14 protein-coding genes and 1 pseudogene are annotated in these 21971 nt (G+C 69.2%); 11 read left to right on the top strand and 4 right to left on the bottom strand.

What is annotated here, in order from left to right:
• The first annotated feature begins 55 nt into the window (after positions 1-55).
• From ABT170_RS19875 to drmB, 4 genes are read left to right on the top strand one after another with little or no spacing between them, the layout of a single operon-like run.
• Complete coding sequence (locus ABT170_RS19875) at positions 56-4825, top strand: DEAD/DEAH box helicase (protein ID WP_351868984.1); 4770 nt, start codon at positions 56-58, stop codon at positions 4823-4825.
• On the top strand, positions 4822-6735 hold the full coding sequence (locus ABT170_RS19870) for a UvrD-helicase domain-containing protein (protein WP_329944285.1): 1914 nt from the start codon (positions 4822-4824) through the stop codon (positions 6733-6735). The genes ABT170_RS19875 and ABT170_RS19870 overlap by 4 nt, the downstream gene beginning before the upstream one ends.
• Positions 6732-9956: a helicase-related protein gene (locus ABT170_RS19865; protein ID WP_329944284.1), complete on the top strand. Its 3225-nt coding sequence runs from the start codon at positions 6732-6734 to the stop codon at positions 9954-9956. Before ABT170_RS19870 ends, ABT170_RS19865 begins: the two co-directional genes overlap by 4 nt.
• Positions 9953-11797 carry a DrmB family protein gene (drmB, locus tag ABT170_RS19860; RefSeq protein ID WP_351868980.1) on the top strand — a complete coding sequence of 615 codons (1845 nt, stop codon included), beginning with the start codon at positions 9953-9955 and terminating at the stop codon, positions 11795-11797. Before ABT170_RS19865 ends, drmB begins: the two co-directional genes overlap by 4 nt.
• 8 nt (positions 11798-11805) lie before the next feature.
• Here drmB and ABT170_RS19855 read toward each other — a convergent pair whose 3' ends face one another.
• Positions 11806-12495, bottom strand: a complete 690-nt coding sequence (locus tag ABT170_RS19855) for an ATP-binding protein (RefSeq protein ID WP_351868977.1) — start codon at positions 12493-12495, stop codon at positions 11806-11808.
• A 134-nt stretch (positions 12496-12629) separates the two neighbouring features.
• Positions 12630-13871 (bottom strand): helix-turn-helix domain-containing protein, encoded by a 1242-nt coding sequence (locus tag ABT170_RS19850; protein ID WP_351868974.1) that lies wholly within the window; start codon positions 13869-13871, stop codon positions 12630-12632.
• A gap of 256 nt (positions 13872-14127) precedes the next feature.
• Between ABT170_RS19850 and ABT170_RS19845 the strand changes: the two genes are divergently transcribed.
• Positions 14128-14943: an aminoglycoside phosphotransferase gene (locus ABT170_RS19845; RefSeq protein WP_351869027.1), complete on the top strand. Its 816-nt coding sequence runs from the start codon at positions 14128-14130 to the stop codon at positions 14941-14943.
• Positions 14944-15158: 215 nt separating this feature from the next.
• Entirely contained in the window at positions 15159-15668 is a 510-nt protein-coding gene (locus ABT170_RS19840; RefSeq protein ID WP_351868971.1) for a DUF6879 family protein, read from the top strand.
• Between the two features lie 25 nt (positions 15669-15693).
• On the opposite strand, the gene ABT170_RS19835 is transcribed toward ABT170_RS19840, so the two are convergent.
• Positions 15694-16866 carry a hypothetical protein gene (locus ABT170_RS19835; protein WP_351868968.1) on the bottom strand — a complete coding sequence of 391 codons (1173 nt, stop codon included), beginning with the start codon at positions 16864-16866 and terminating at the stop codon, positions 15694-15696.
• A 386-nt stretch (positions 16867-17252) separates the two neighbouring features.
• On the opposite strand from ABT170_RS19835, the gene ABT170_RS19830 reads away from it, so the two are divergent.
• The 5 genes and pseudogenes from ABT170_RS19830 to bla all read left to right on the top strand — a co-directional run bounded on the left by ABT170_RS19830 (position 17253) and on the right by bla (position 21223).
• A complete protein-coding gene (locus tag ABT170_RS19830) occupies positions 17253-17564 on the top strand; it encodes an ArsR/SmtB family transcription factor (protein WP_351868965.1) in 312 nt (103 codons plus the stop codon).
• Positions 17565-17636: 72 nt separating this feature from the next.
• Positions 17637-18866: an MFS transporter gene (locus ABT170_RS19825; protein WP_351868963.1), complete on the top strand. Its 1230-nt coding sequence runs from the start codon at positions 17637-17639 to the stop codon at positions 18864-18866.
• A 116-nt stretch (positions 18867-18982) separates the two neighbouring features.
• Entirely contained in the window at positions 18983-19585 is a 603-nt protein-coding gene (locus ABT170_RS19820; protein WP_329944272.1) for a hypothetical protein, read from the top strand.
• Positions 19586-19621: 36 nt separating this feature from the next.
• Positions 19622-20188: an NADPH-dependent FMN reductase gene (locus tag ABT170_RS19815; protein ID WP_329944271.1), complete on the top strand. Its 567-nt coding sequence runs from the start codon at positions 19622-19624 to the stop codon at positions 20186-20188.
• 55 nt (positions 20189-20243) lie between these two features.
• Positions 20244-21223 (top strand): annotated as a pseudogene (gene bla / locus ABT170_RS19810) (class A beta-lactamase).
• Between the two features lie 21 nt (positions 21224-21244).
• Here the strand turns inward: bla and ABT170_RS19805 are convergent.
• A complete protein-coding gene (locus tag ABT170_RS19805; protein WP_351868960.1) occupies positions 21245-21892 on the bottom strand; it encodes a TetR/AcrR family transcriptional regulator in 648 nt (215 codons plus the stop codon).
• Positions 21893-21971 lie beyond the last annotated feature (79 nt).

The raw sequence follows: 21971 nt of genomic DNA, 5'->3' as shown, positions 1-21971 counted from the left end.
GTCCGCCGGCTCCTCCCGCGTTTCATCCAGCTCACGGCCATGAAATGGATTCACTGTGAATTACCCCAACGTGACGGGCGGTTCGGGCGACCCGTCCGTCATCCAGACGATCATCGAGCAGTCGACGCGTGTCCTGGAGACCTACAAGGTCGATCCGGGCCTGATCCTGGAACACGCCAACGGTGAGCGGCGGATCACCCAGGGCGGCTACGGGGACCGGCAGTTGTTCGAGCTCGTCCAGAATGCGGCCGACGAGATCGCCGACTCCCCCGGCGGGAAGGTGCATGTCGTTCTCACGAACACACACCTCTACTGTGCGAACGAGGGAACAGCGGTCACGGCTCAGGGCGCGGAGACCATTCTCAGGATGGGTGTGTCGAAGAAGCGCGGGGGCCAGATCGGCCGATTCGGGGTCGGTGTGAAGTCGATCCTGGCCGTCACCGACACTCCTCAATTCTTCAGCACGTCCGGCTCGTTCGGATTCGACCGGGGATGGTCGTACGAGGAGATCAGGAAGGCGCGCGGGGGCGCGGCCGACGAGGAGTTCGAGGCACCGGTCCTGCGGATGGCCCGTCCGCTGGACGCCTCGAAGGAGCGCGCGGCGGATCCCGTGCTGGCCGACCTGTTGGACTGGGCCACCACCGTGGTGCGACTTCCCCTGCTGCCGGGCGCCGCGGAACGGCTCGGCCACGACATCCACACGTCCGCCGGCAAGTCCGACATCCAGCGGGAGTTCCCCGCGCGGTTCCAGCTCTTCTCCCACCACGTGGGGACCGTGGTGCTGGAGGACCGTCGGTCGATGCCGCAGGTCCGCCGTGAGATCACGGTCGAGCACGAGGGCTTCGTCCACACCGTCCACGAGGCGCGGACCGGCAAGCCGGATGCTCGGTCCACCTGGAAGGTCTTCTCGCACGCCCACCGTCCCACCGAGGTGGCCAGGGCAAGCGCGGGCGAGATGCACGACCGGGGGACGATCGACATCGCCTGGGCCGTTCCCGAGTACACCGGTGACACCGTGCTGACCGCCCCCAAGGGGCGTGGCGAGTTCTGGTCGTTCTTCCCGACCAAGTACCCCATGACCCTGGGCGGAATTCTCAACGGCGCCTGGAAGACAAACGAGGACAGACAGAACCTTCTGGACTCCAGCCCCTTCAACCAGGAGATCATCCAGGTCGCGGCGCGGCTGGTGGTCGAATCGCTTCCGCGGTTGGCCCCCGCCGAGGATCCGGGAGCCTATCTGCCCTTCCTGCCCGGCCGGTCCCGGGATTCGGAGACCCTGAACTGGGCGGACAAGTATCTGACCGAACAGATCTGGAAGTTGACGGCCCAGCTGCCCTCGCTCCCCGATCAGGACGGCGTCCTGCGGGTCCCCCGGGATCTGCGCGTCCACCCGGCCCCGGTGGGAAAGGTCGCGCTCAAGCTCGACTGGCTCCGCATGTGGAACGCCTATCCCGGGCGCCCCACGCACTGGATCCACCCCTCGGTGGAGGCCGCCGAGTTCCGCGCCGGAAAGGTGGGACACGTCCTCGACGAGACCCGCCAGGGCCGGGCGACCGTCCGGGAGTGGCTGGAGGCGCTGGTCGCCGACGGCACGGCCGAGGCGTCCGCCGTCGCGATCCGCATCCTGGCCGCGATGATCCGTGAGGCGTCCCCGTTCGCGGCCGAGGCCCGCGCCGCGCGCATCGTGCTCACCGAGGAGAGCGGGATGGTTCCCGCCGTCGTGGGCAAGGTCTTCCGGAGGGCCGTTCAGGACGGGCTTCGGGACGGAACGACGTACGTCGATCAGAAGCTGTCCGAGGACCAGTCCCTGATCAGTGATCTCAACGAGATCGGCATCCGCGAGGCGGACTCCCGAGGTCGCTTCATCGGCGTCCTCGAACAGGGCTTCGCCCACTACGGTCCGCAGGACTGGTCACGATTCTGGGAGCTTTTCCACAGCGCCGGCGGCAGTCAGGTCAGCGGAGAGGTCACCGCCCGCGTCGCCGACCCGTTGGCGACCCTGTACGTACGGACCGTCGACGGGCGCTTCCATCCCATGCGGGACTGCCTGCTCCCCGGGGACGTAGTACCCGGGGACGGCAGCCGGGACGGCTCGGTCGCCGTGGACCTGGAGTTCCATTCCGACGACAGGATGGTCTTCCACGAGTTCGGCCTGCGCGCGCTGCCGACGACCGGACACCGTCCGGCGGACGAGCAGTGGTACGAGGAGTACCGCACAGCCATGTACGACAGCTACTGCCGGACGTTGAGCAGCAGCGCCGGCCGCCCCTCCTTCAGCAGGCTCAAGCTGGAGGGCTCCCCCGTCGGGGGGCCGCTGCATCTCCTGGAGCGGCTGTCGGAGGAAGGCAGGGGTGCTTTCGTCAAGGCGCTGCCCGACGCGGGTGTCATCGACACCTGGAACATGCAGTTCGGCGTCCAGGTCTCCACACGCAAGACCGTCTACTCCCCCCTGCGATGGATGCTCGCCCGACACGGCCGAGTCCCCACCTCACAGGGTGTCGTGCCGCTCGCCGGCGCGGTGGGCCCGCAGCTCCGCGCGTACGCGGATGTCCTTCCCGTCGCGGACATCAGTGCGGAGAAGGCCCGGAAGCTGCACCTTCCGACCGTGGTGGAGGACGTCCCCGCGAAGCAGTGGACCCGTCTGCGCGAACAGCTCGGCACCAGCGACGACGACACCTTCGTCGGTCGCACCTATGTGATGCTGACCCGCCTCGAAGTCGACTTCCCCGAGGGGGAACCGACCCGTTGCCGCGTCGGATCGGAGTGGTCCGCACGCGAGGACCACGAGATCGCGGTCGCGGCCACCGAGGCGGAGTATCGCGCGCTGCGCGCGGAGCAGCTGCCCGCCCTCTTCGCCGGAAGCCCGGAGGACGCCGCGCTCCTGGTCAAGACGTGGGGCATGCTGCGCTACGCCGACGTGATCAGCAAGGAGACCCGTCATGTGGGTATCGGCGAGCCCACCCTCCTGCACGACGAGTTCCCCACGCTCCGGCAGCGCATGGGCAACTCGGTGAACAACTACCGGCTCCTGCCGTGCTCCGAGTTGGAGGAGCTGATCCGTACGCCGCAGGGCACCCGGGCCACCCCCCTGAGCAGCGCGCTCCAGGGCACCACCGTGCTCGTCCTCGAACCCGAGAACCGACTGGCCGCGCTGGTGGCGGTGGACCGTGAACTGCGCTGGGGGCTGAAGGAAGCGGGGTGCCGAGCGGTTCTCGACGCACAGGAGCGACAGGAGGCCGACCAGCAACTCCAGGCTTCCCTCCGCCGGGTCCGGGAGGCGGAGAGCGTCGAGGAGAAGCTGGAACTGCTCATCGGGGCGACGGCGTTGCGCGCGGGTCTGCCGCCGGGCCTGATGGAGAGCGAGCGCGCCGAACTCGGCGACGTCGAGCCGTCGGCCCGTCGCATCGCGCGGATGGCGTACAACGCCCACGGTGACAGCGTCCTGCACATACACACCCGCGATCTCCTGTCCGCCTATCCGAGTCATGCCCCGTCGGGTTTCACCGGCTCCTCGTCCGCGGTGAGGTTCGTCTCGGAGTTCGGCTTCCCCGATTCCTTCGCCGGCACCAGAACCCCCTCGTTGCCCCCGAGGGTCGAGGTTCCGGGCCCCACGGAGTTCCCCCGTCTGCACGACTACCAGGAACGCCTGGCCACGAAGGTCTTCGCGATGCTGGACCGGTTCACCCCGCAGCGCGGGATGCTGTCGCTGCCCACCGGTGCGGGCAAGACCCGGGTGGCGGCCGAGGCGGTCATTCGTTGGGTCAAGCAGATGGGCGAGCTGGAAGGTCCCATTCTCTGGATCGCCCAGACCGAGGAGCTCTGCGAACAGGCGGTCCAGAGCTGGAGTTTCGTCTGGTCGAAGGTGGGGGCCGAGTCCCCGCTGACGATCAGCAGGCTGTGGACGACCAACGAGGCCGGCCCGGTCGTCGACCGCCCCCATCTCGTGGTCGCGACGGACGCGAAGCTCCGCAACTGCCTGGGCGAGGACGCGTACGCCTGGCTCCGACAGGCGTGCCTCGTGATCGTCGACGAGGCGCATGTGGCGATCTCTCCGCAGTACACGGAGATCCTCGCGCACCTCGGTCTCACCTCGCGCGAGACACGTCGCCACCTGCTCGGGCTCACCGCCACCCCGTTCCGCAACACCAACGACGAGGAGACCCGGCGACTGGTCCAGCGATTCGGTGCGCAGCGGCTCGACGACGGGGTCTTCGACTCGGACGACCCGTACGCGGAGCTTCAGAAGCTGCGCATGCTGGCGAAGGTGGACCACCGCGAACTCACCGGTGGAACCATCGTGTTGACCAACGACGAGAAGGAGCGGGCCGAGCAGATGAGCCTGCTGTCGAAGGCCGCCGAGCAGCGTCTCGCCGACGACCACGACCGCAACAGGCGCATCCTCGAAGAGATCGAGGCCATGCCCGCCGACTGGCCGGTGCTGGTCTTCGCCACGTCCGTCGCGCACGCCAAGTTCCTGGCCGCGAAGCTCAAGGACCGGGGCATCACCGCCGCCTCGGTGGACTCCGCCACGCCGACGGGCGAACGCAGGAAGAGCATCGACGACTTCCGCCGGGGTCGCGTGCGCGTTCTCACCAACTACGGTGTTCTGACGCAGGGGTTCGACGCGCCGGCCACGCGTGCCGTCGTCATCACCCGCCCCACCTACAGCCCGAACGTGTACCAGCAGATGATCGGTCGCGGTCTGCGTGGTCCCGGCAACGGAGGCAAGGAGACCTGCCTCATCCTGAACGTCCGGGACAACATCACCAATTACGACAAGGCGCTCGCCTTCACGCAGTTCGAGCACCTGTGGAGGGCCAAGTGACCGACGCCTACCTCGACAGCCCGCCCCTCACCGAGGAGCAGCAGGCGGTGGTCGACCACCCCTGGGACACCAGGTTGTTGGTCACGGCCGGCGCAGGCGCCGGCAAGACACACACCCTGGTCCGACGTCTCGACGCCCTGATGAGTGACGAGGACGAGGCGCTGGAGGCCGGTGAGATCCTGGTTCTCAGCTTCTCCCGTGCGGCGGTCCGGGAGCTGCGCGAGCGGATCTCCGCGCATGCCCACGAGGCCCGTCGGGTCAGGGTCCAGACCTTCGACTCATGGGCGTACGGCGTGCTGCGGAGCGAGCAGCCCGACCGTGACTGGGGCGTTCTCCGTTTCGACGAGCGGATCAGGGAGACCACCGAGGCCATTCTCCGAGGAGCGGTCGAGGCGGGCGAGCAGGGCGCACCCGCCCACGTGGTGATCGACGAGGTCCAGGACCTCGTCGGTGATCGGCGGGACATGGTGGAGACCCTGCTGGACCGCTTCCAGGAGAGCTGCGGCTTCACCGTGGTGGGCGACGGGGCCCAGGCGATCTTCGGCTTCCAGGTGTCGGACGAGGATGCCCGTGCGGCCGAGACGAACTACTTCTTCGACTGGTTGCGCGCCTCCTATCCGGACGACCTGGTGGAGCTGCATCTCTCCACCAACTTCCGGGCCCGTACGGACGAGGCGCGCACCGCGCTGGCCCTGGGCGACGCGCTCCGGCGGCTGCCCTCGGAGTCGGCGGAGTCCGATGCCGCAGGTGAGGACTACCACCGGAAGCTGACCGACCTGCTTCGTTCGTGCCCCGATTTCGGTGATCCGGAGGCCCCGTTCACCGTCGAGTCGCTGCAGTCGTACCCGGGAACCTGCGCGATCCTCTGCAGGGACAATCGGCAGGCGCTCGTGCTGTCCGACAAGCTGTTCTCGCTCGGGGTCCGGCACCGGGTGCAGCGTGCCCTGCAGGATCGGCCCGTTCCCGCCTGGGTCGCCTCCGTTCTGCGCGCGACGGGCAGCACCACGTTGACCGAGGAACGCTTCCTGGCGCTGCTCTCCGCGAGCCCGGTGGCACCGGTCGGGGACCGTGCGAGGATCTGGCGTTCCCTGCGGGGCGCCGCCCGTGCCCCCAGGGGGTTGCTGGACGTGTCGGCCGTGCGACGGCTGGTCGCCGAAGGCCGGTTCCCGGACGATCTGGCGGCCGTCGAACCCGCCGGCCTGGTCGTGTCGACCGTGCACCGTGCCAAGGGTCTGGAATTCGATCGGGTGATCGTGCTCGACCCGGCCCCGATGGTGGAGTTGCGCAAGCAGCACACCCATGTCGACCCGGCGGCCGAGGCGCGTTCGCTCTACGTCGCGATGACCCGACCGCGGGACGACCTGTTCCGTATCGCGGCGCCGGACACGGCGCTGATCCGTCGTGACAGGTCGACCGACCGTTGGTACCTGGGCGGTTGGAAGTCGTACGTCCGTGACGGCATCGCCGCCTCGGGACGCGACGTGTGCCGGGAGCACCCGCCCGGCACGGACGGATTCGACGACGACGCGGCGGGCGTGCAGGAGTACATGGCGTCGGCGGTGTCCCCCGGTGACTCGCTGGTTCTGCGGGCCCAGCACGGGCTGCCCGTGGCCGCCGACCAGAGCCCCCCGTACACCGTCCTTCACGGGGACCGACCGATCGCGGTCGTCTCGGAGCTTTTCCGCAGGGATCTCCACGCCTCTCTGAAGATCAGCAGGACCTGGGACGTCAGCTGGCCGGTGGAGATCGGAGGATTCCGGGTGGACTGTCTGGAGAGTGTCGCCGGAAGCGTCGCCTCCGGCGCCCGCGCCGGACTGGGGGATCACGGCATCTGGACGGTGCCCCGTATGACAGGACTCGGTCGGTACAGGCGAGCCGGGAAGACCGCGCAGGAAGGCAACGACGCATGACCGACGACACGAACCCGCACTCCGCGCACTACGAGCTGCGGGACGGCCTGGTCGCACAGCTCCGCAGGGACCTGCTCGGTCCGGGATCACCCGACGAGGTCCTCACACAGGACCCGCCGATCACCACCTATCCGATCGGGGTGCTGTTCCCGCGCGCCTCGGACGACGACGCCGAGCGGGCCCTCGGTGAGGACGCGGCCGAGAACGAGGGTCTGGACGACGTGCCGCTGGCGAGGAGGGGCAGGGACATCGAGGAGTCCGCCCCCGACCTCGGTGTCGCCCACGTCGGCGACCGGCGCCCCTCGTCCATGGGTCTGACGTTCGCCGTCGACCCCGCCGTCTCGCGACGCCTCGTCGTGCGCGCGGAAGCCGCCGTCTACGATCCGGTCGACGCCGAAGGACGTCCTGTCGCCGCCGAACGCGCCCAGGCCCGCACCGTCTCCGAGCAGAAGGAGAACTGGCGCAGGCGCCTGCTGACCCTGCGCCCGGAGACCGTCGACGTGTCCGTGCCCCGTCGGTATCGGGTCGACGATCTGCACCCCGGTGTCGCCATCGACGTCGTGGTCCGGCCGGTGGCCCCCGCGAGCGGGACCGTGACCGTGACGGTGACGTTGATCAACTCGCACCTGGTGGGGAAGCGGGCGCTGCAGGACGCCTTCTGCCTGTACCAGCCCCGCCTCACCGTCACGACGGAGTCCGGCGCCCCGGGCTTCGTCGAACGCCCCTCCGAGCGGCGGGTGATCGACCCGGAGGTGGCGACGAGCAGGCTGTTGCACCGGCACGCCCCGACCTTCGCCGTGGGACACGGCTGCTCGGCCGACTGGGACTGGACGCCGCCGCCCATCGGGGTGCCCCGTACGAAGCGCGCCGCCATCGACACCGTACGGACCGAGTTCGTCCCGGCGCACGATGTGCTGCTGACCGATTCCAACCCCGACATCGACGATTCGTCCCTCACCATGCAGGGCCTGGCGACCGGGCCCGAGAGCGAGATCCTGGCCGCGCTCAACGATCTGATGGCCGCGTACGCCGAGTGGATCGATCGCAAGGAGGCGGAATCGGGCGCGTTTCGCGACACCCCGCACGAAGCACCGGCCCGCGCGCAGATCGAGCACTGCCGTACGGCGCTCGCCCGGATGCGTCGCGGCATCCGGGTGCTCGGCACCGACAGCGAGGCAATGCGGGCGTTCCGGCTGGCCAACCGCGCGATGGCCCAGCAGCGCTCCCGCAGCGAGTGGGTGAAGAAGGGACGGGAGGGTTCCCCGGACGAATCCGTCGGGCGATGGCGTCCGTTCCAGATCTCCTTCATGCTCCTGTGCCTCGAAGGGATCGTGGACCCCGGTCACGAGGACCGTTCGATCGCCGACCTGCTCTGGTTCCCCACCGGTGGTGGCAAGACCGAGGCGTACCTCGGCCTGATCGCCTTCACCACCTTCCTGCGGCGCATGCGGCTCAAGGAGCGCGGTGGGGGTGTCACGGTCCTCATGCGGTACACGCTGCGGCTGCTCACCCTGCAACAGTTCGAACGGGCGGCGGCTCTGATCTGTGCCATGGAGCGGATCCGTCTCGGCGACGAACGGACGTTGGGAACGGAGCCCATCTCCATCGGCATGTGGGTCGGCCAGTCGGCCACGCCCAACAAGCTCTCCGTGGCCGAGGAGAGCCTGGCCCAACTGCGGAAGGAGAAGGAGCTCCAGGAGAGGAATCCCGTCCAACTGCACGCGTGCCCGTGGTGCGGCACCCGCATGGACGCGCATCAGTACGAGGTCGACGAGCCGGCGAAGCGCATGCACGTCCGGTGCCCGGACACCTGGTGCGACTTCCACCACGGGCTCCCGGTCCATCTGATCGACGAGGCGGTCTACGACGCGCGCCCCACGCTGGTGATCGCCACCGTCGACAAGTTCGCCGCCATGCCGTGGCGGGAGCAGACGGCCGCGCTGTTCAACCGCGACCGCTCCGACGGAACCCCGCCTCCGGAGCTGATCGTCCAGGACGAACTGCACCTCATCTCGGGTCCCCTCGGCACGCTCACCGGTCTGTACGAGACGGCCGTGGACCTGCTGGCCGACGAGCCGAAGGTGATCGCCTCGACCGCGACGATCCGCCGGGCCTCGGACCAGGGCAGGAAGCTGTTCGCCCGCGAGGTCGCCCAGTTCCCGCCGGCGGGCATCGACGCCCGCGACTCCTGGTTCGCCGTGGAGACGCCCAAGGACCGCAAGGCGAGCCGCCAGTACGTCGGTCTGCTCACTCCGAGCACGAGCCAGTCCACGCTTCTCATCCGCACCTACGCCAACCTCCTCCACCGGGCGGCACGGGCCGGAGCCACCGATGAGGTGCGCGACGCCTACTGGACGCTCGTCGGCTACTTCAACAGCCTTCGACTGTTGGCCGCCGCCGAGCTGCAGGTCCACGACGACGTCGACGCCTATCTCGGCTACCTCGCCGAACGTGACGGCTGCGAGCAGCGAAAGGTCCTGGAGCAGACCGAGTTGACCAGTCGGGCGAACTCCAGCGAGGTGCCCAAGCGGCTCAAGCAGGTCGAGCAACGGCTGCCGCATCCCGATGTCGTGGATGTCCTCCTGGCCACCAACATGATCTCGGTCGGTGTCGACGTGGACCGGCTCGGCCTGATGGCGGTCATGGGGCAGCCGCAGACCACGGCCGAGTACATCCAGGCGACGAGCCGGGTCGGCCGCCGCCACCCGGGCCTGGTTGCCGTGATGCTCAACTCGAACCGCTCGCGCGACCGTTCGCACTACGAGAGCTTCCAGCACTTCCACTCGGCGCTGTACCGCGAGGTCGAGTCGACCAGCGTGACGCCCTTCTCCTCCCGCTCCCGGGAACGCGGTCTGCACGCGGTGGTGGTAGCGCTCGCCCGGATCCTGATCCCCGCGGCCCGACCCGACGACGGTGCCGGACGGATCGACGAGTTCCGCGACGAACTGGACCGGATCGTCAGGACGGCGCTCCTGGCCCGGGTCCAGGCGGTCGACCCGGACGAGTACGCGGCGACGGCCGACGCGTTCGACGAGTTCGTCGAGTGGTGGTCCGACGAGGCCGAGCTCCATGGCGAGCTCACCTACGAGCCCAAGCGGGGCCGGAGGACACCGTCCCTGCTGTGCGCGTTCGACGACGACAACGAGGAGGCGTGGCCCACCCTGTGGAGCCTGCGCGATGTCGACGCCGAGTCCGCTCTCTTCATGGAGGCAACCCGATGACCCCTCCCCCCTCCCGGCGCCGCCGGGCCGGTGCGCCCGAGCGCGGATATCCCCGTCGGGGCTCCGTCCGCAGGGCGCAGATGATCACGACGTACGGCGTCGGTTCGCTCGTCGCCGTCGACAACGAGTCGTTCATGGTGACCGGCATCGACTCGTGGAACGTCAGTGGAGCGCCGACGATCCACGAGCACCGGTTGGCCCGGGTGCTCGGGGTGAAGTCGTTCCGCCTGCCGCCCGCTTCGGACGACACGAGCAAGGACGGTGTGCACGTCCGCCGCTTCCCCCTGTGGCACTCGTGCCCGACCTGTCAGTCCCTCCAGCATGTTCGGCTCTTCAACTCCCCGCCGGGGAAGAACGAGTGCGGAGACTGCGGGGAGGACCTCGTCCCCTCGCGCTTCGTCATGGCCTGCGCCAAGGGACACATCGACGACTTCCCGTACTGGAAGTGGGCGCACCGCAAGAATCGTCAGGAGGGCGACTCCGGTCTGTGCGGCGGTCGGATGCGGCTGCGGACCAGCGGCAGGACCGCTTCGCTCCGCTCGATCCTGATCTCCTGCACCTGCGGAATCCCCGAGGTGTCCATGGAGGGCGCCTTCCGCGGCACCGCGCTGTCCGATCTGAAGGTGTTCTGCGGTGGCAGGCGCCCCTGGCTGAAGGACGCTCCCGCCGAGTCCTGCTCGGAGCGTCCGCGTACGCTCCAGCGCGGTTCGTCCGTGGCCTGGCAGCCCATCGTGCGGACGGCGCTGTCGATCCCGCCGTGGAGCGACGGACACTTCGCCCGGCTCGCCCCGCACATGGACGAACTCCGCACGATGTACGCGGACGGGGACATCCATGGGATCATGGTCTACCTCAAGGCCGTCGCCCTCACCAAGAAGTACGACTTCTCGGCCGACAAGGTCATCGCCCTTCTCGAAGGGGAGAACCACGAGGATGTGGCACCCGACCAGGAAGCGGTCAAGGACGACGCCTACACGGCGCTCCGGAAGCAGGAGTACGAACGGCTGATCGCGGGCCGTGCCGAGAGCGAGACCGACCACGAGGACCAGTTCGTCTGCGAACCTCCCCGGTCCTCCGCGTCCGTCCTGACTCCCTACGGGCTGGAAGGCCCGATGCTGGTCAAGCGGCTGCGGGAGGTCCGTGCGCTCAAGGCGTTCTCGCGGGTCGACACACCCGAGACACGCACGGACGTCCAGGAGGCCGCGCTGTCCCTCGTCGACATGGACTGGCTGCCCGCCATGGAGGTCCAGGGCGAAGGCGTCTTCCTGCGGCTCGACGAGCAGCGGCTGGACTCCTGGGCACGGAGCGTCGCGGTCGCGGCCAGAGTGGACCGCTTGCGCGCCAACCACCGGCGCATGATGCGGGAACGCGCACAGGACCCGGCGGATGTCCCCGACTCGCCGGCCACCCCGCGCATGGTCCTCCTGCACACGTTGGCGCACGCGCTGATCAACGAGTGGAGTCTGGACGACGGTTACCCCGCCGCGTCCCTGCGCGAGCGCCTGTACGCGGACGACGCCATGGCGGGAATCCTCGTCGCCACGGCGACGAGCGACTCCGCGGGGAGCCTCGGCGGCCTGGTCGCCCAGGGCGAACCGGACCACCTGGCCCTCTCCCTGCGGTCGGCGCTGGTCCGGGCCCAGTGGTGTTCGGCCGACCCGCTCTGTGTGGAGTCCGAGGCGAGCGGCGTCGGCGGCATCAACCTGGCGGCCTGCCACGCCTGCGTCCTCCTGCCCGAGACCAGTTGCGAGCACAACAACGGGCTGCTCGACCGGGCGTTGCTGATCGGCACTCCGGAGGATCCCTCCATCGGATTCTTCAGCGAGGCGGTGCGATCCTGATGGATCGCTCACACGGCTTCGCCGAGCTCGGCCTCGAAGTGCGTCTGCGCACGGTCCAGGGCCCCGTCCGGATCGCACCCATGCGCCCGTAGCCAGTGGAGGAGGTCCGCGATGAGGTTGATCGCGGACTCCTCCGCCCTCGCCACCCCGAGCCGCCCGTACGAGACCTCCTCCGGCTCGACCACCGCCCCCATCAGCCCCAGCAACGCTTCGGCCTTGGCGACCTGCGGCCCATCGGCATGGTCGACCGACGAGCGCAGGCCGGTGACCAATTCGCACCAGGTGACCTTGGAGTCGCCGCGCAGGTCGACACCCCAGCGCTCGGCGACCCCGTCCACCAGGGCCAGCCCCCGCCCGTCCTCCGATCCGTCCGCGACCGAACGGAGGACGGGAAGCACGCGTGTGTCCGGGTCGCTCACTTCGATACGAAGGCGACTCCCGTTCATCGAAACGGCCAGCCGGGCCGGCGTACCCGGCCCCACGTGCTTGATCACGTTCGCCGCCAGCTCGGAGACGCAGAGCTGTGCGTCCCGGACCACCGAGCTCAGGCCCCACAGCCCCAGGTGTAACCGGATCACTCGACGCAGGGCGGCCAGCTCTTTGGGCTCCGCCAGGAAGGGCAGAGCCCACGCCTTGCGAACCACACCGAAGCGACAGCTGTCCATCCCGACCACTACTCCCGTGACGTCAGCGGTCATCTGGCGCGTCCCGCGGGTCGGGCCGCCGCGTACCACCGACAGGAGCAACGCTAGGGACACCCTGTGTGATCGACCAGACACGTTGCGATGTACTTGCGTCGACGTAGCGTCAGAAGTGCACTGCGGTCGTGTAGTTACGCGAAGGCACCCAAGTGGGTGCCCACCTCCCGCATCTCCGTCGTGAGCGTGCGGCGCTTCCTGGTGATCTCCTCGAAGGTGATCGCGGCCGACGACTGGTGGCGGAACCACTCGGGTGCCACACGGTCGAGCCGGGTCAGCTCCTCCATGGCGCCCGTGGGGTCACCCGTGCGCACCTGAGCCCGCGCGAGGTCGAGGTGGTACCGATTTCCGTCATTGCTGCTCGGCTTCCCGAGCCGCTTCCAGCTCTTGGGCTGGAGGCTCTCCTCCTCGCTCGACTTGCGGACCACTGATCGCGCGTCGCCGACGATCATGAAGTCCTCCAGCTCTTTCATGGACGCGGTCACGGGACCGAACATCGACCAGTGGCGAAGAAGGTTCCGGTGCGCCGCACCCACGGCCCTGGCAGCGGTACCGGCGGCGCGGCGCAGCGCCTTCGCCTCTTCGGGACGGTTGTTACGGGCAGCCGCCGCCGCACCTTCCATCGCCAGGCCTCCCCACGTCGCGTACTCGTCGGGCGAGGCACCTTTGATCTTTGGCTCGACAACGTCCATCGTCGCGACAGCGATCTCTTCGGCCTCGTCGAAGCGCTCGGTACGCATGAGCATCCAGCACATACCGCCGACGCCCGACGCGGCCGTCAGCGGCGCCTCGGCCCTCCGCGCATCCGAGATGGCCTCCCGAATGGCACCGTGCGCGAGGTCGTACTGACGGATCTGCGTCAGGTAGCGACCGACCAGTTGCAGCGCCTCCGATCGGGCGACCAGGGCTTCGATGTGGTCCTGCCCCGAGTCGTAGTACGCAACGGCCTCACTCACCGCGCGAATCAGCGCGGGCAGATCGGCCGCGATGCTCTTGTAGCTGTCACCGAAGTACAGCACCGCATGGTCGTGTGTCATGCGCCGAAGACGACGCAGGTCCGGCTCCTCACCGGCAGGCGCGCTCGCGGGGACAAGGCCGATCGCCGGAGTGAGCGCGATGCGCAACTCGCGCAGATTCAGGCTGTTCGGATCGTCATGCCTGACGGGCTCCGGCGGACCGGCCGCCATCAGGTCCGACGTCTTGACTCCCAAGGCTCTGGCGATCTGATGAAGGGTCTCCATCCGCACCCCATCGGCGCCCTGCTCGATTCGGCGGATGGGCCCGACCGAGAGCCCCGACCGGTGCGCGAGCTGCTCCTGGCTGAGCCCACTCGCCCGTCGGTACTTCCTTAGGTTGTCCGCGAGTTCGTCCGACATGCGACACCACCCTTCGCCACTCAGCGTACGACTCGCACCGGGGCGCATCGGCCGCTTCGTCGGGTGCCGGATGCCGCGCCGGCCCCCGTCCGGGCACCTTGGTCCACGTGGCAGGAAGATGACGCCTGCCGCCCTTCCTGAACGCATCAGCAGAGCTGCGAGTCCGCGCCCAGCAGAGGCACTGCGGGTGTTCGAGCGGCCCGCACGGGAACCGATTCACGCCTTGCCCCGCCCATACACTCTCGCCGTGGTGACCATGAGACTGCACTGGAACGACCTCCCCACCGCCACCCGCGACGCCGTCGCGGCCCACACCGGTCCCGTCCTCGTCGCGACGACCGCGGACAAGGGTCTCAACAGCGAGATCGCCGCAACCCTGGAAACCGGCGCCGGACGCGTCTTCGTCAAGGGCCTGCGCTGCGATCACCCCCGCGTCTGGACCCAGCGGCGCGAGGCCGCCATCAACCCGTACGTCGCCCCGCTCGCGCCGCGCCTCCTCTGGCGGATCGACGACGGCGAATGGAACCTGCTCGGCTTCGAGTACCTGGACGGCCGCCTCGCCGACTACAGCCCGGGATCCACCGATCTCGCTCTCACGGCCGACGCGATCACGGCGCTCGCGGCCGTCCGCGCCCCGGCGGACATCGAGCTCAAGCAGATCGAACAGCGCTTCGCCGACTACCTCGACAACTCCGAAGACGCCCAGCTCCTCTGCGGCGACTCCTTGCTTCACACCGACTGGACCCCGGACAACGTGCTGATCGTCGACGGCGCCGCCCGCGTGGTCGACTGGGCCTGGCCGACTCGGGGGGCCGCATGGATCGACGCCGCGTGCTGGGTGGTCCGGCTCGTCGCCTCCGGCCACTCCCCGCACGGCGCCGAACAGTGGGCCGCGAAAACCCCGGGCTGGCGAATCGCGCCCGCACGCGCCCTCGATGTGTTCGCCACCGCCCAGCAACGACTGTGGAGCGGCATCGCGGCGGACGCCCCCGAAGTCTCCTGGAAGCGCGACCTCGCCGACGCCGCCGCCCGATGGGCCGCCCATCGGTGCAGCGGACGAAGGGAACCCTGATGGCCACGGATCCGCCTGTCCACCCGTACGAGGCGCTCACCGCTCCCGATGGGGAACAGAACAGGCCTACATCCGACACCACCACCTTCGGTGAGCACGTACACCATCCCTGGCGTCCTGGGCGATAGCGACGATGGATACCTTCCCGAAGTCACCGCAGCGCCAGACCGACAGTCGATTTCGTGGCCAAGTCAGCGAGAATGAGGGGTACTTACGTGCTCGGAAGTGAAGCGTTCGGACGGCTCTTCGAGACCTTCGAACGAACCGCGTTTCGGCTGGAGACGCTGGCCGTCTACGACGTGTCGGAGGAGCGGGAGGAGTTCGAACGCTTTCTGGCGGGTGCAGAAATGGGGCCGGACTGGGACGACAACCCGTGGGTCCGCTCGATGACGGATCAGGGCAAGCAGGTGTCCCGGGTTCATGTGCTGCGCTCGCCCTTGACCGACTATCTGCGCTACGAACTGGCCGCCTATCTCGGCAACACCAAGGCCGGGGAGTCCATCGGCATCATCGACTTGGCGGAGCAGGCCCCAACAGGGCTGCCCGACCACGACTTCTGGCTGTTCGACAACCAGGAGGCGTACCGAATGCACTACACCGTCGAGGGCACCTTTGTCGGCGGCGAACGGGTTCCCGCCCGCGATCTCGTCCAGTACCAGACCTACCGTGACCGTGCTCTGGCAGCCGCCGTGCCGTTCGCGGACTACTGGGAGCGGCGGCCGTGACTACCGGCTTCCCTTGCCCGGGGCCTCACGCGCCCCGCGGCGCCGCTGGCGGGAGGCCTTCTGCGGCTCTTACCGTGGCGAAGCGTTCGCGCCAGGGGGTGCCTTCGGGGAAGTAGTGGGTGTCGGTGTCCTGGAGCCAGTTCTCGTACGCCGTGGCCCGGCGGCACTCGGCGCATTCCGTTTCGTCGCCCAGGGGGCGGAAGACGTGCTCCTCGCCGGAGCCAGAGCCGGAGCCTGGGCCTGGGCCTGAGTCGGAGCCCGAGCCGGAGCCCGAGCCCGCGCAGGTGATCAGGTCGCGGACCGGGGAGGGGGCGGGGGTGGAAGCGGGGCGGGGTGCGGGTACGGGAGCGGGTTCCGGGCACTTCTGGGTCAGGCGGTAGCGGAGGAAGCCGACCGCCGAGCGGACGCCGCCCTCCGGGCGCTCGGCCAGTAATGCCTGGCGGAGGTCGGCTTCGCCCAGGCCGCGTTCCAGCCACTTCACCGCCTCCTGCGCCAGGGCGCGCGCCTCACGGACTCCCAGGTGCAGTTCGCGGCGGGTGTGGCGCAGGGAGAGCAGGATGCGTTCGGCCAGGGCCAGTTGGGCCGGGTTCGGGGAGGAGGAGGGGGAGAGGGAGAGGGAGGAGGAGGGGGAGGGTGAAGCCGCCGGGGTGGGGGATGAGGGTGTCTCGGATGGCGCCGGGGAAGAGGCCGGGGAGGGATTCGGGGGCTGCGGGGCGTCTGCGGTGGACTGCGGGTCCCGCTCCGCTTCGGAGGGTGGGTGGGAAGTGGTCTTATCTCTGTTGTCTTCTACCGGTTGATAGCCAGCGGTCTGCCGAGGGGTCGGCCGACCGACCGTCGGAGACTGCTCACTCGGTGGTGAGAACGCGGAGGGACCCTCTCTCAGGGCCGCCGCCTCGGCGCTCGTCAGGGGGACGTTCGTGAACAGCTGCTCGGTGGTCCAGCGGCCACCCTCGCCCTGGCTCCTCCACTCGTGCACGAAGCCGTTCTCGATCAGCTGCCCCTTCGCCCGCTGGTACGAACGGCCCGTCATGTCCAGCCGGTTGGCCAGCTCGCTCAAGGGGCGGTTCCTGGCGGACTCGGGGAGGCCCTGGACGTACAGGAGAAGGATCTTCGCATCGCTGCTCATCCGCCGCGTACGCACGACGTTGTTCGATGCCTTCGTATAGCCCGAAGAGGGCGCGATAACATGACGCAGCATTTCCGGTTGCCTCGCAGTGGCACTGGTGGTGTAGGCCCTCGTGTGGTGTTCCCGCACCATCGGGGGCCGCTCCATGCGCCTACGCGCACACAGAGGGTGATTACCCCGTCACCGTACCGCACCGGTCCCATCTCCCACCACACGAGCGGGACTTACGCCAGCCGGAGCGAGCCGTGCCGGTGGTACGCCGGTGGGATCTCCGCAGGACAGGGGGATCTCCACAGGACAGGGGGCCTGCCGCCTGTCCGCCCATTGCGTTCGTACGCGCGATTTGACTTGCTCCTACATATCGAGAAAGCTAGATGCATACAGTGAGGCCGGTGGGCCCACGGAGACCCGAAGACCCGAGGACCCGAAGAATCAAGGATTCACAGAGAGGCGCCCCCATGGACCCCCTGGCCGTGCACAAGGCCCTCGCCAATCCTGCCCGGCTGCAGTTCATGCAGTGGCTGAAGGACCCCGAGAAGTACTTCGACGAGGACTCCTACACGCAGCAGGGGCTGGGCTTCCACATCGGCGTATGCGTGGGCGACATCCAGAAGCGGGCCGGGCTCGCCCAGTCCGTGGTGTCCGGCTACCTCCAGACCCTCAGAGACGCGGGCCTCCTCACCTCGGAGCGCGTCGGCAAGTGGACGTACTACCGGCGCAACGAGCCGGTGATCGCCGAGTTCGCCGCCCACGTACGCGACGAGCTGTAACACCCCGCGCACCCACGAGGTCGTTCCTGCGGCTCAATGTATCTACTTTTCTAGATTTGAAGAAAGGCCGTGATGAGAAAGACCTCCGCCGCCGTCCTGGTGCTCGCCCTGGGCGTGTTCGGCATCATCACCACCGAGATGGGCATCGTCGGTGTGCTCCCCCAGCTCTCCGCCGAGCTCGGCGTCCAGCCCTCCACCGCCGGCTGGCTCGTCGGGGCGTTCGCCCTGGTCATCGCGGTGACCGGGCCCTTCACCACACTGCTCGCCTCCGGGATCAACCGCAAGAAGGTGCTCGCCGCCGCGATCGCGGTGTTCGCCCTCTCCAACGCCGTGTACGCCCTCACCACCCAGTACGAGGTGATGCTCGCCTTCCGCGTCATCCCGGCCGTCTTCCATCCGGTCTTCTTCTCGGTCGCGCTGGCCACCGCCGCCCGCATGGCCATGACCAAGGACAGCGAGGGCGCGGTCGACGCGGTGGACCCGGACGGCTCCAAGGCCGCCACGCGGGCGACGACGACCGTCTTCGCCGGTGTCACCGTCGGGTTCGCCTTCGGGGTGCCGCTGACCTCGTACCTCGCCGAGCACCTGTCGCTCTCCACGGCCTTCTGGTTCGCCGCGCTCGTCAATCTCGTCGCGTTCCTCGGAATCCTGCGCCTGCTCCCGGACATGCCGGTCGGACAACGCGTCTCGTACGGAACCCAGTTGAGCGTCCTCAAGCAGTCCCGGATGTGGCTGACCATCACGTCGGTCGTGTTCATCTTCGCGTCGATGTTCTCCGTCTACGGCTACTTCGCGGAGTACCTGGGCGAGGTCACCGGCATGAACGGCTCCTGGGTCAGCGCCATGCTGATGGCCTTCGGCATCGTGATGATCCTCGGCAACTTCGCCTTCGGCAGCCTGCTCCAGAGGAACCTCACCCGTACCGCGCTCGCCTATCCGGTCCTCTGCCTGCTCGTCTACGTACTCGTCTACGCGATCGGGCCGCGGTTCGCCCCGATGGTCGTGGGCGTACTGGTCTGGGGAGCCGTGCACTCCGGCGGGCTCATCGTCACCCAGAGCTGGCTGGGCCGCGACGCGCGTGACGTCCCCGAGTTCGGCAACAGCCTCTTCATCTCCTTCTCCAATCTCGGCATCACCCTCGGCACCGCAGTCGGCGGATGGGTCATTTCCTCCGCCGGTACGCGCCGGCTGCCCTGGGCGGGAGCCGGATTCGCCGTCGCCGCGCTGGTCGTCATGCTGGTGCGCCTGAGCCTGGACCGGGCCGGGAAGCGGGCGTCGCGGATCGAGCCGGTACCTGCCTGAGGGGTCGCGGGACCGGTGCCGCAGGTCCGTAGCCACGAGTCCGCAGCCACGAGTCCGCTGTCACAGGTCCGCTGCCGCAGGTCCGTTGTCACATACCCTCCGTATGCTCCTGCCCCATGGCACAGACACTGATGATCTACAACGGCACGACCGACGAGACGGCGGACGAGCCGCGCACCGGAGGGATACCTCTCGTCCCCGCGGACTTCTCGTGGCCGCACTGCGACACCTGCGACGGCGCGATGAAGTTCCTGGCGCATCTGCCGGTCGAGCAGGGGGTGGTGTCCGTGTTCCAGTGCGAGAACGACCCCGGCCTGTGCGAGGAGTGGGAGGCCTTCGAGGGAGGCAATCGGGCCTTTCTGTTCCCGCGCGAGGGGCTGGTACCGGCAGCCGTCCCGGCCGAGGGCGAGACCCTGCTGGGCGCGGTCTCGGCGATCAGGCTGGAGACCGTCGACGAGGACACGTACAACGACGCACGCGAGCAGTACCGCCTGCGCAGCGGCAGGGGGCGCCTGGTGCTGGGGTCGCTGGGCGGTGAGGCGGACTGGTTCTACGAGGACCAGTGGCCCGCGTGCCCCGGCTGCGGGCAGCTCATGACGTTCGTCGCGCATCTGGAGGAGGGCAACGACAGTGCGACCGCCGCCAACTTCGGCGGAGGCTGCGGGTACGTCCTGGTGTGCGACCCGTGCCGGTCTGCCGCGTTTCTCACGCAGAGCTGACGGAACAAGTCCGGTGCCGTCCGGAGTTCTGAGGACATGCCTACCTCACGCGTAGTCCTTCTGCTGTCCGGCAGCCTGCGGGCCGGGTCCTCCAACGAGACCGTGCTGCGCACCGCCGGGGACGTGGCCCCCGCCTCCGTACGCACGGTCTTCTACGAGGGCCTGGGGGAGCTGCCCCACTTCAACCCCGACGACGACACCGATCCACTGCCGAAGCCGGTGACGGAGATGCGGGCCGCGATCGACGCCGCCGACGCGCTGCTGATCTGTACGCCGGAGTACGCGGGGACGCTGCCCGGGTCGTTCAAGAACCTCCTCGACTGGACCGTCGGCGGCACCGAGATCGGTGACAAGCCCGTCGCCTGGCTGAACGCCGCCGCGCCCGGCCGGGGTGAGGGGGCATCGGCGACCCTTCGCAGTGTGCTCGGCTACACGGGTGCGGCCGTCGTGGACGCGGCCTGCGTACGGGTCTCGCTCGACCGGAACACCGTCGGCGCGGACGGGATCAGCACCGATCCGGAGATCCGCCGGCAGCTGGCGGGCACGCTCGACGCCCTGGTGGACGCGGCGGCCTCCGCCGCTGACGCTCCCCCTGCCCTGTAGGTCCGTTGACGCTCCCGCCGAGGGGCCCGACGAACGAACGGAAGTCCGTCCACCCATGCGTACTCGCGTGCCCCGCCGTGCCGCACTCACCTCCCTGACGGGACTCGCCGCGCTCCCCCTCGCCGGGTGCGGGACGGACAGCGACAGACCGAAGGCGCGGCTCCTACCGGCTCGGGAACCGGCTCGGGCTCCGGCTCGGGCGCGGGCTCGGGCTCGGGCTCCGGCTCCGGCAGTCCGGAGCGGCCGGCCGGGCGTCGAACCGGGCGTGATTTCCGCGCACTTGAGCGCAGGTACGATGCCCGGCTGGGCGTCTACGCGCTCGACACCGGCACCGGCCGGTACGTCACCCACCGGCCCGACGAGCGCTTCGCCTACGCCTCGACCTGCAAGGCCCTCCTTGCCGCTGCCGTCATGGACAGGATCTCCCTCAAGCAGCTCGACCGGCGCGTACGGTACGGGCGCGAGGTGCCCGTCGGACACTCGCCGGTCACCGAGCGGAACGTCGGTGCCGGACTGACCCTGCGGGAGCTGTGCGACGCCGCCATCCGGTACAGCGACAACGGTGCGGCCAACCTGCTCTTCCGTGAACTCGGCGGCCCCCGCGGGTTGCAGAGCGCGCTCGCCGCCCTCGGTGACCGCGTCACCCGCTGCGACCGCTACGAGGTCGAGCTGAGCGACGCCGTGCCCGGTGACCTCCGCGACACCAGCACCGCGCGCGCCCTCGCCACCGATCTGCGCGCCTACGTCCTGGACGACGCCCTCTCCCCCGGCAAGCGCGCCCTGCTGACCGACTGGCTCAAGCGCAACACCACCGGCGACCGGACCATCCGCGCCGGGGCCCCGGCGGGCTGGCAGGTCGGCGACAAGACCGGTACCGGCGGCTACGGCACCCGTAACGACATCGCCATCGTGTGGCCCCCCGACGCCGCACCGATCACCATCGCCGTACTCTCCCGGCGTGACACGCGGGACGCGGAGCGCGACGACGCCCTCATCGCCGGTGCCGCCGAGGTGGCACTCGACGCCCTGGCCTGAGCCCGGCGTCCTGGGGCCGCGTCAGCGTGTACTCGGCGGTTCGGGGGACGGCGGTACGGGGGCCGGGGCCCCTGCGGCCGGGTTCTCGGCGGTCAGGTAGCGCTGGACCGTCGGGGCCAGCCAGTCCGTGATCTCGTCACGGGTCATGGCGGCGGTGACCGGGAACCGCAGCACATAGCGGGTCAGTGCCATCCCGAGCATCTGGGAGGCGACCAGGGCCGCGCGTACGGGGGCCGTGGTCGGGGCGGGGCAGATGCGGGCGGCCAGCGGCAGCAGCTGCTGCTTGAAGATCTCCTGCATGCGCTCCGCGCCCGCCTGGTTGGTGACGCCGACCCTGAGCAGCGCGGTCAGGGCGCCGCTCTGCTCCCAGAGGTCGACGAAATGGCCCACGAGCGTGCGGCCCACCTCCGCCTCGGGAACCGTCAACAGATCGGGAAGGCGCAGGTCGACCGTGCAGGCGGCCTCGAAGAGCTGCTCCTTGTTGCCGTAGTAGCGCATCACCATCGACGGATCGATACGCGCGTCCTTGGCGATCGCCCTGATCGTGGCTCGTTCGTAGCCATCGGCCGCGAAGCGTTCGAGGGCCGCGGTGAGAATGCTCGCGCGGGTGGTGTCGGAGCGGCGGGACCGCGGTTCCGGCGTCGGGTCCTGCTTCGCGTCTCGCGTCATGTCAACAACCGTAGGCCAACGGACGAAGGCCAACAAGCGGAGGCCAACAGCCGTAGGCCAACAAGCGTTGACAGCCTAG

The sequence above is a fragment of the Streptomyces sp. NPDC001787 genome (assembly GCF_040297465.1).
Lineage (GTDB): Bacteria > Actinomycetota > Actinomycetes > Streptomycetales > Streptomycetaceae > Streptomyces.
The sequence above is the reverse complement of the archived record's forward strand: the minus strand, read 5'-3'. Positions and strand labels throughout refer to the sequence as shown.

Excerpts from the sequence above, each read along its gene's own strand:
- ABT170_RS19815 (WP_329944271.1), top strand. The coding sequence starts at position 19,622 with ATGCCTACCTCACGCGTAGTCCTTCTGCTGTCCGGCAGCCTGCGGGCC.
- ABT170_RS19835 (WP_351868968.1), bottom strand. The coding sequence starts at position 16,866 with ATGCTGCGTCATGTTATCGCGCCCTCTTCGGGCTATACGAAGGCATCG.
- ABT170_RS19855 (WP_351868977.1), bottom strand. The coding sequence starts at position 12,495 with ATGACCGCTGACGTCACGGGAGTAGTGGTCGGGATGGACAGCTGTCGC.
- ABT170_RS19820 (WP_329944272.1), top strand. The coding sequence starts at position 18,983 with ATGGCACAGACACTGATGATCTACAACGGCACGACCGACGAGACGGCG.
- ABT170_RS19805 (WP_351868960.1), bottom strand. The coding sequence starts at position 21,892 with ATGACGCGAGACGCGAAGCAGGACCCGACGCCGGAACCGCGGTCCCGC.
- ABT170_RS19850 (WP_351868974.1), bottom strand. The coding sequence starts at position 13,871 with ATGTCGGACGAACTCGCGGACAACCTAAGGAAGTACCGACGGGCGAGT.
- ABT170_RS19830 (WP_351868965.1), top strand. The coding sequence starts at position 17,253 with ATGGACCCCCTGGCCGTGCACAAGGCCCTCGCCAATCCTGCCCGGCTG.
- ABT170_RS19825 (WP_351868963.1), top strand. The coding sequence starts at position 17,637 with ATGAGAAAGACCTCCGCCGCCGTCCTGGTGCTCGCCCTGGGCGTGTTC.
- ABT170_RS19845 (WP_351869027.1), top strand. The coding sequence starts at position 14,128 with ATGAGACTGCACTGGAACGACCTCCCCACCGCCACCCGCGACGCCGTC.
- drmB (WP_351868980.1), top strand. The coding sequence starts at position 9,953 with ATGACCCCTCCCCCCTCCCGGCGCCGCCGGGCCGGTGCGCCCGAGCGC.
- ABT170_RS19865 (WP_329944284.1), top strand. The coding sequence starts at position 6,732 with ATGACCGACGACACGAACCCGCACTCCGCGCACTACGAGCTGCGGGAC.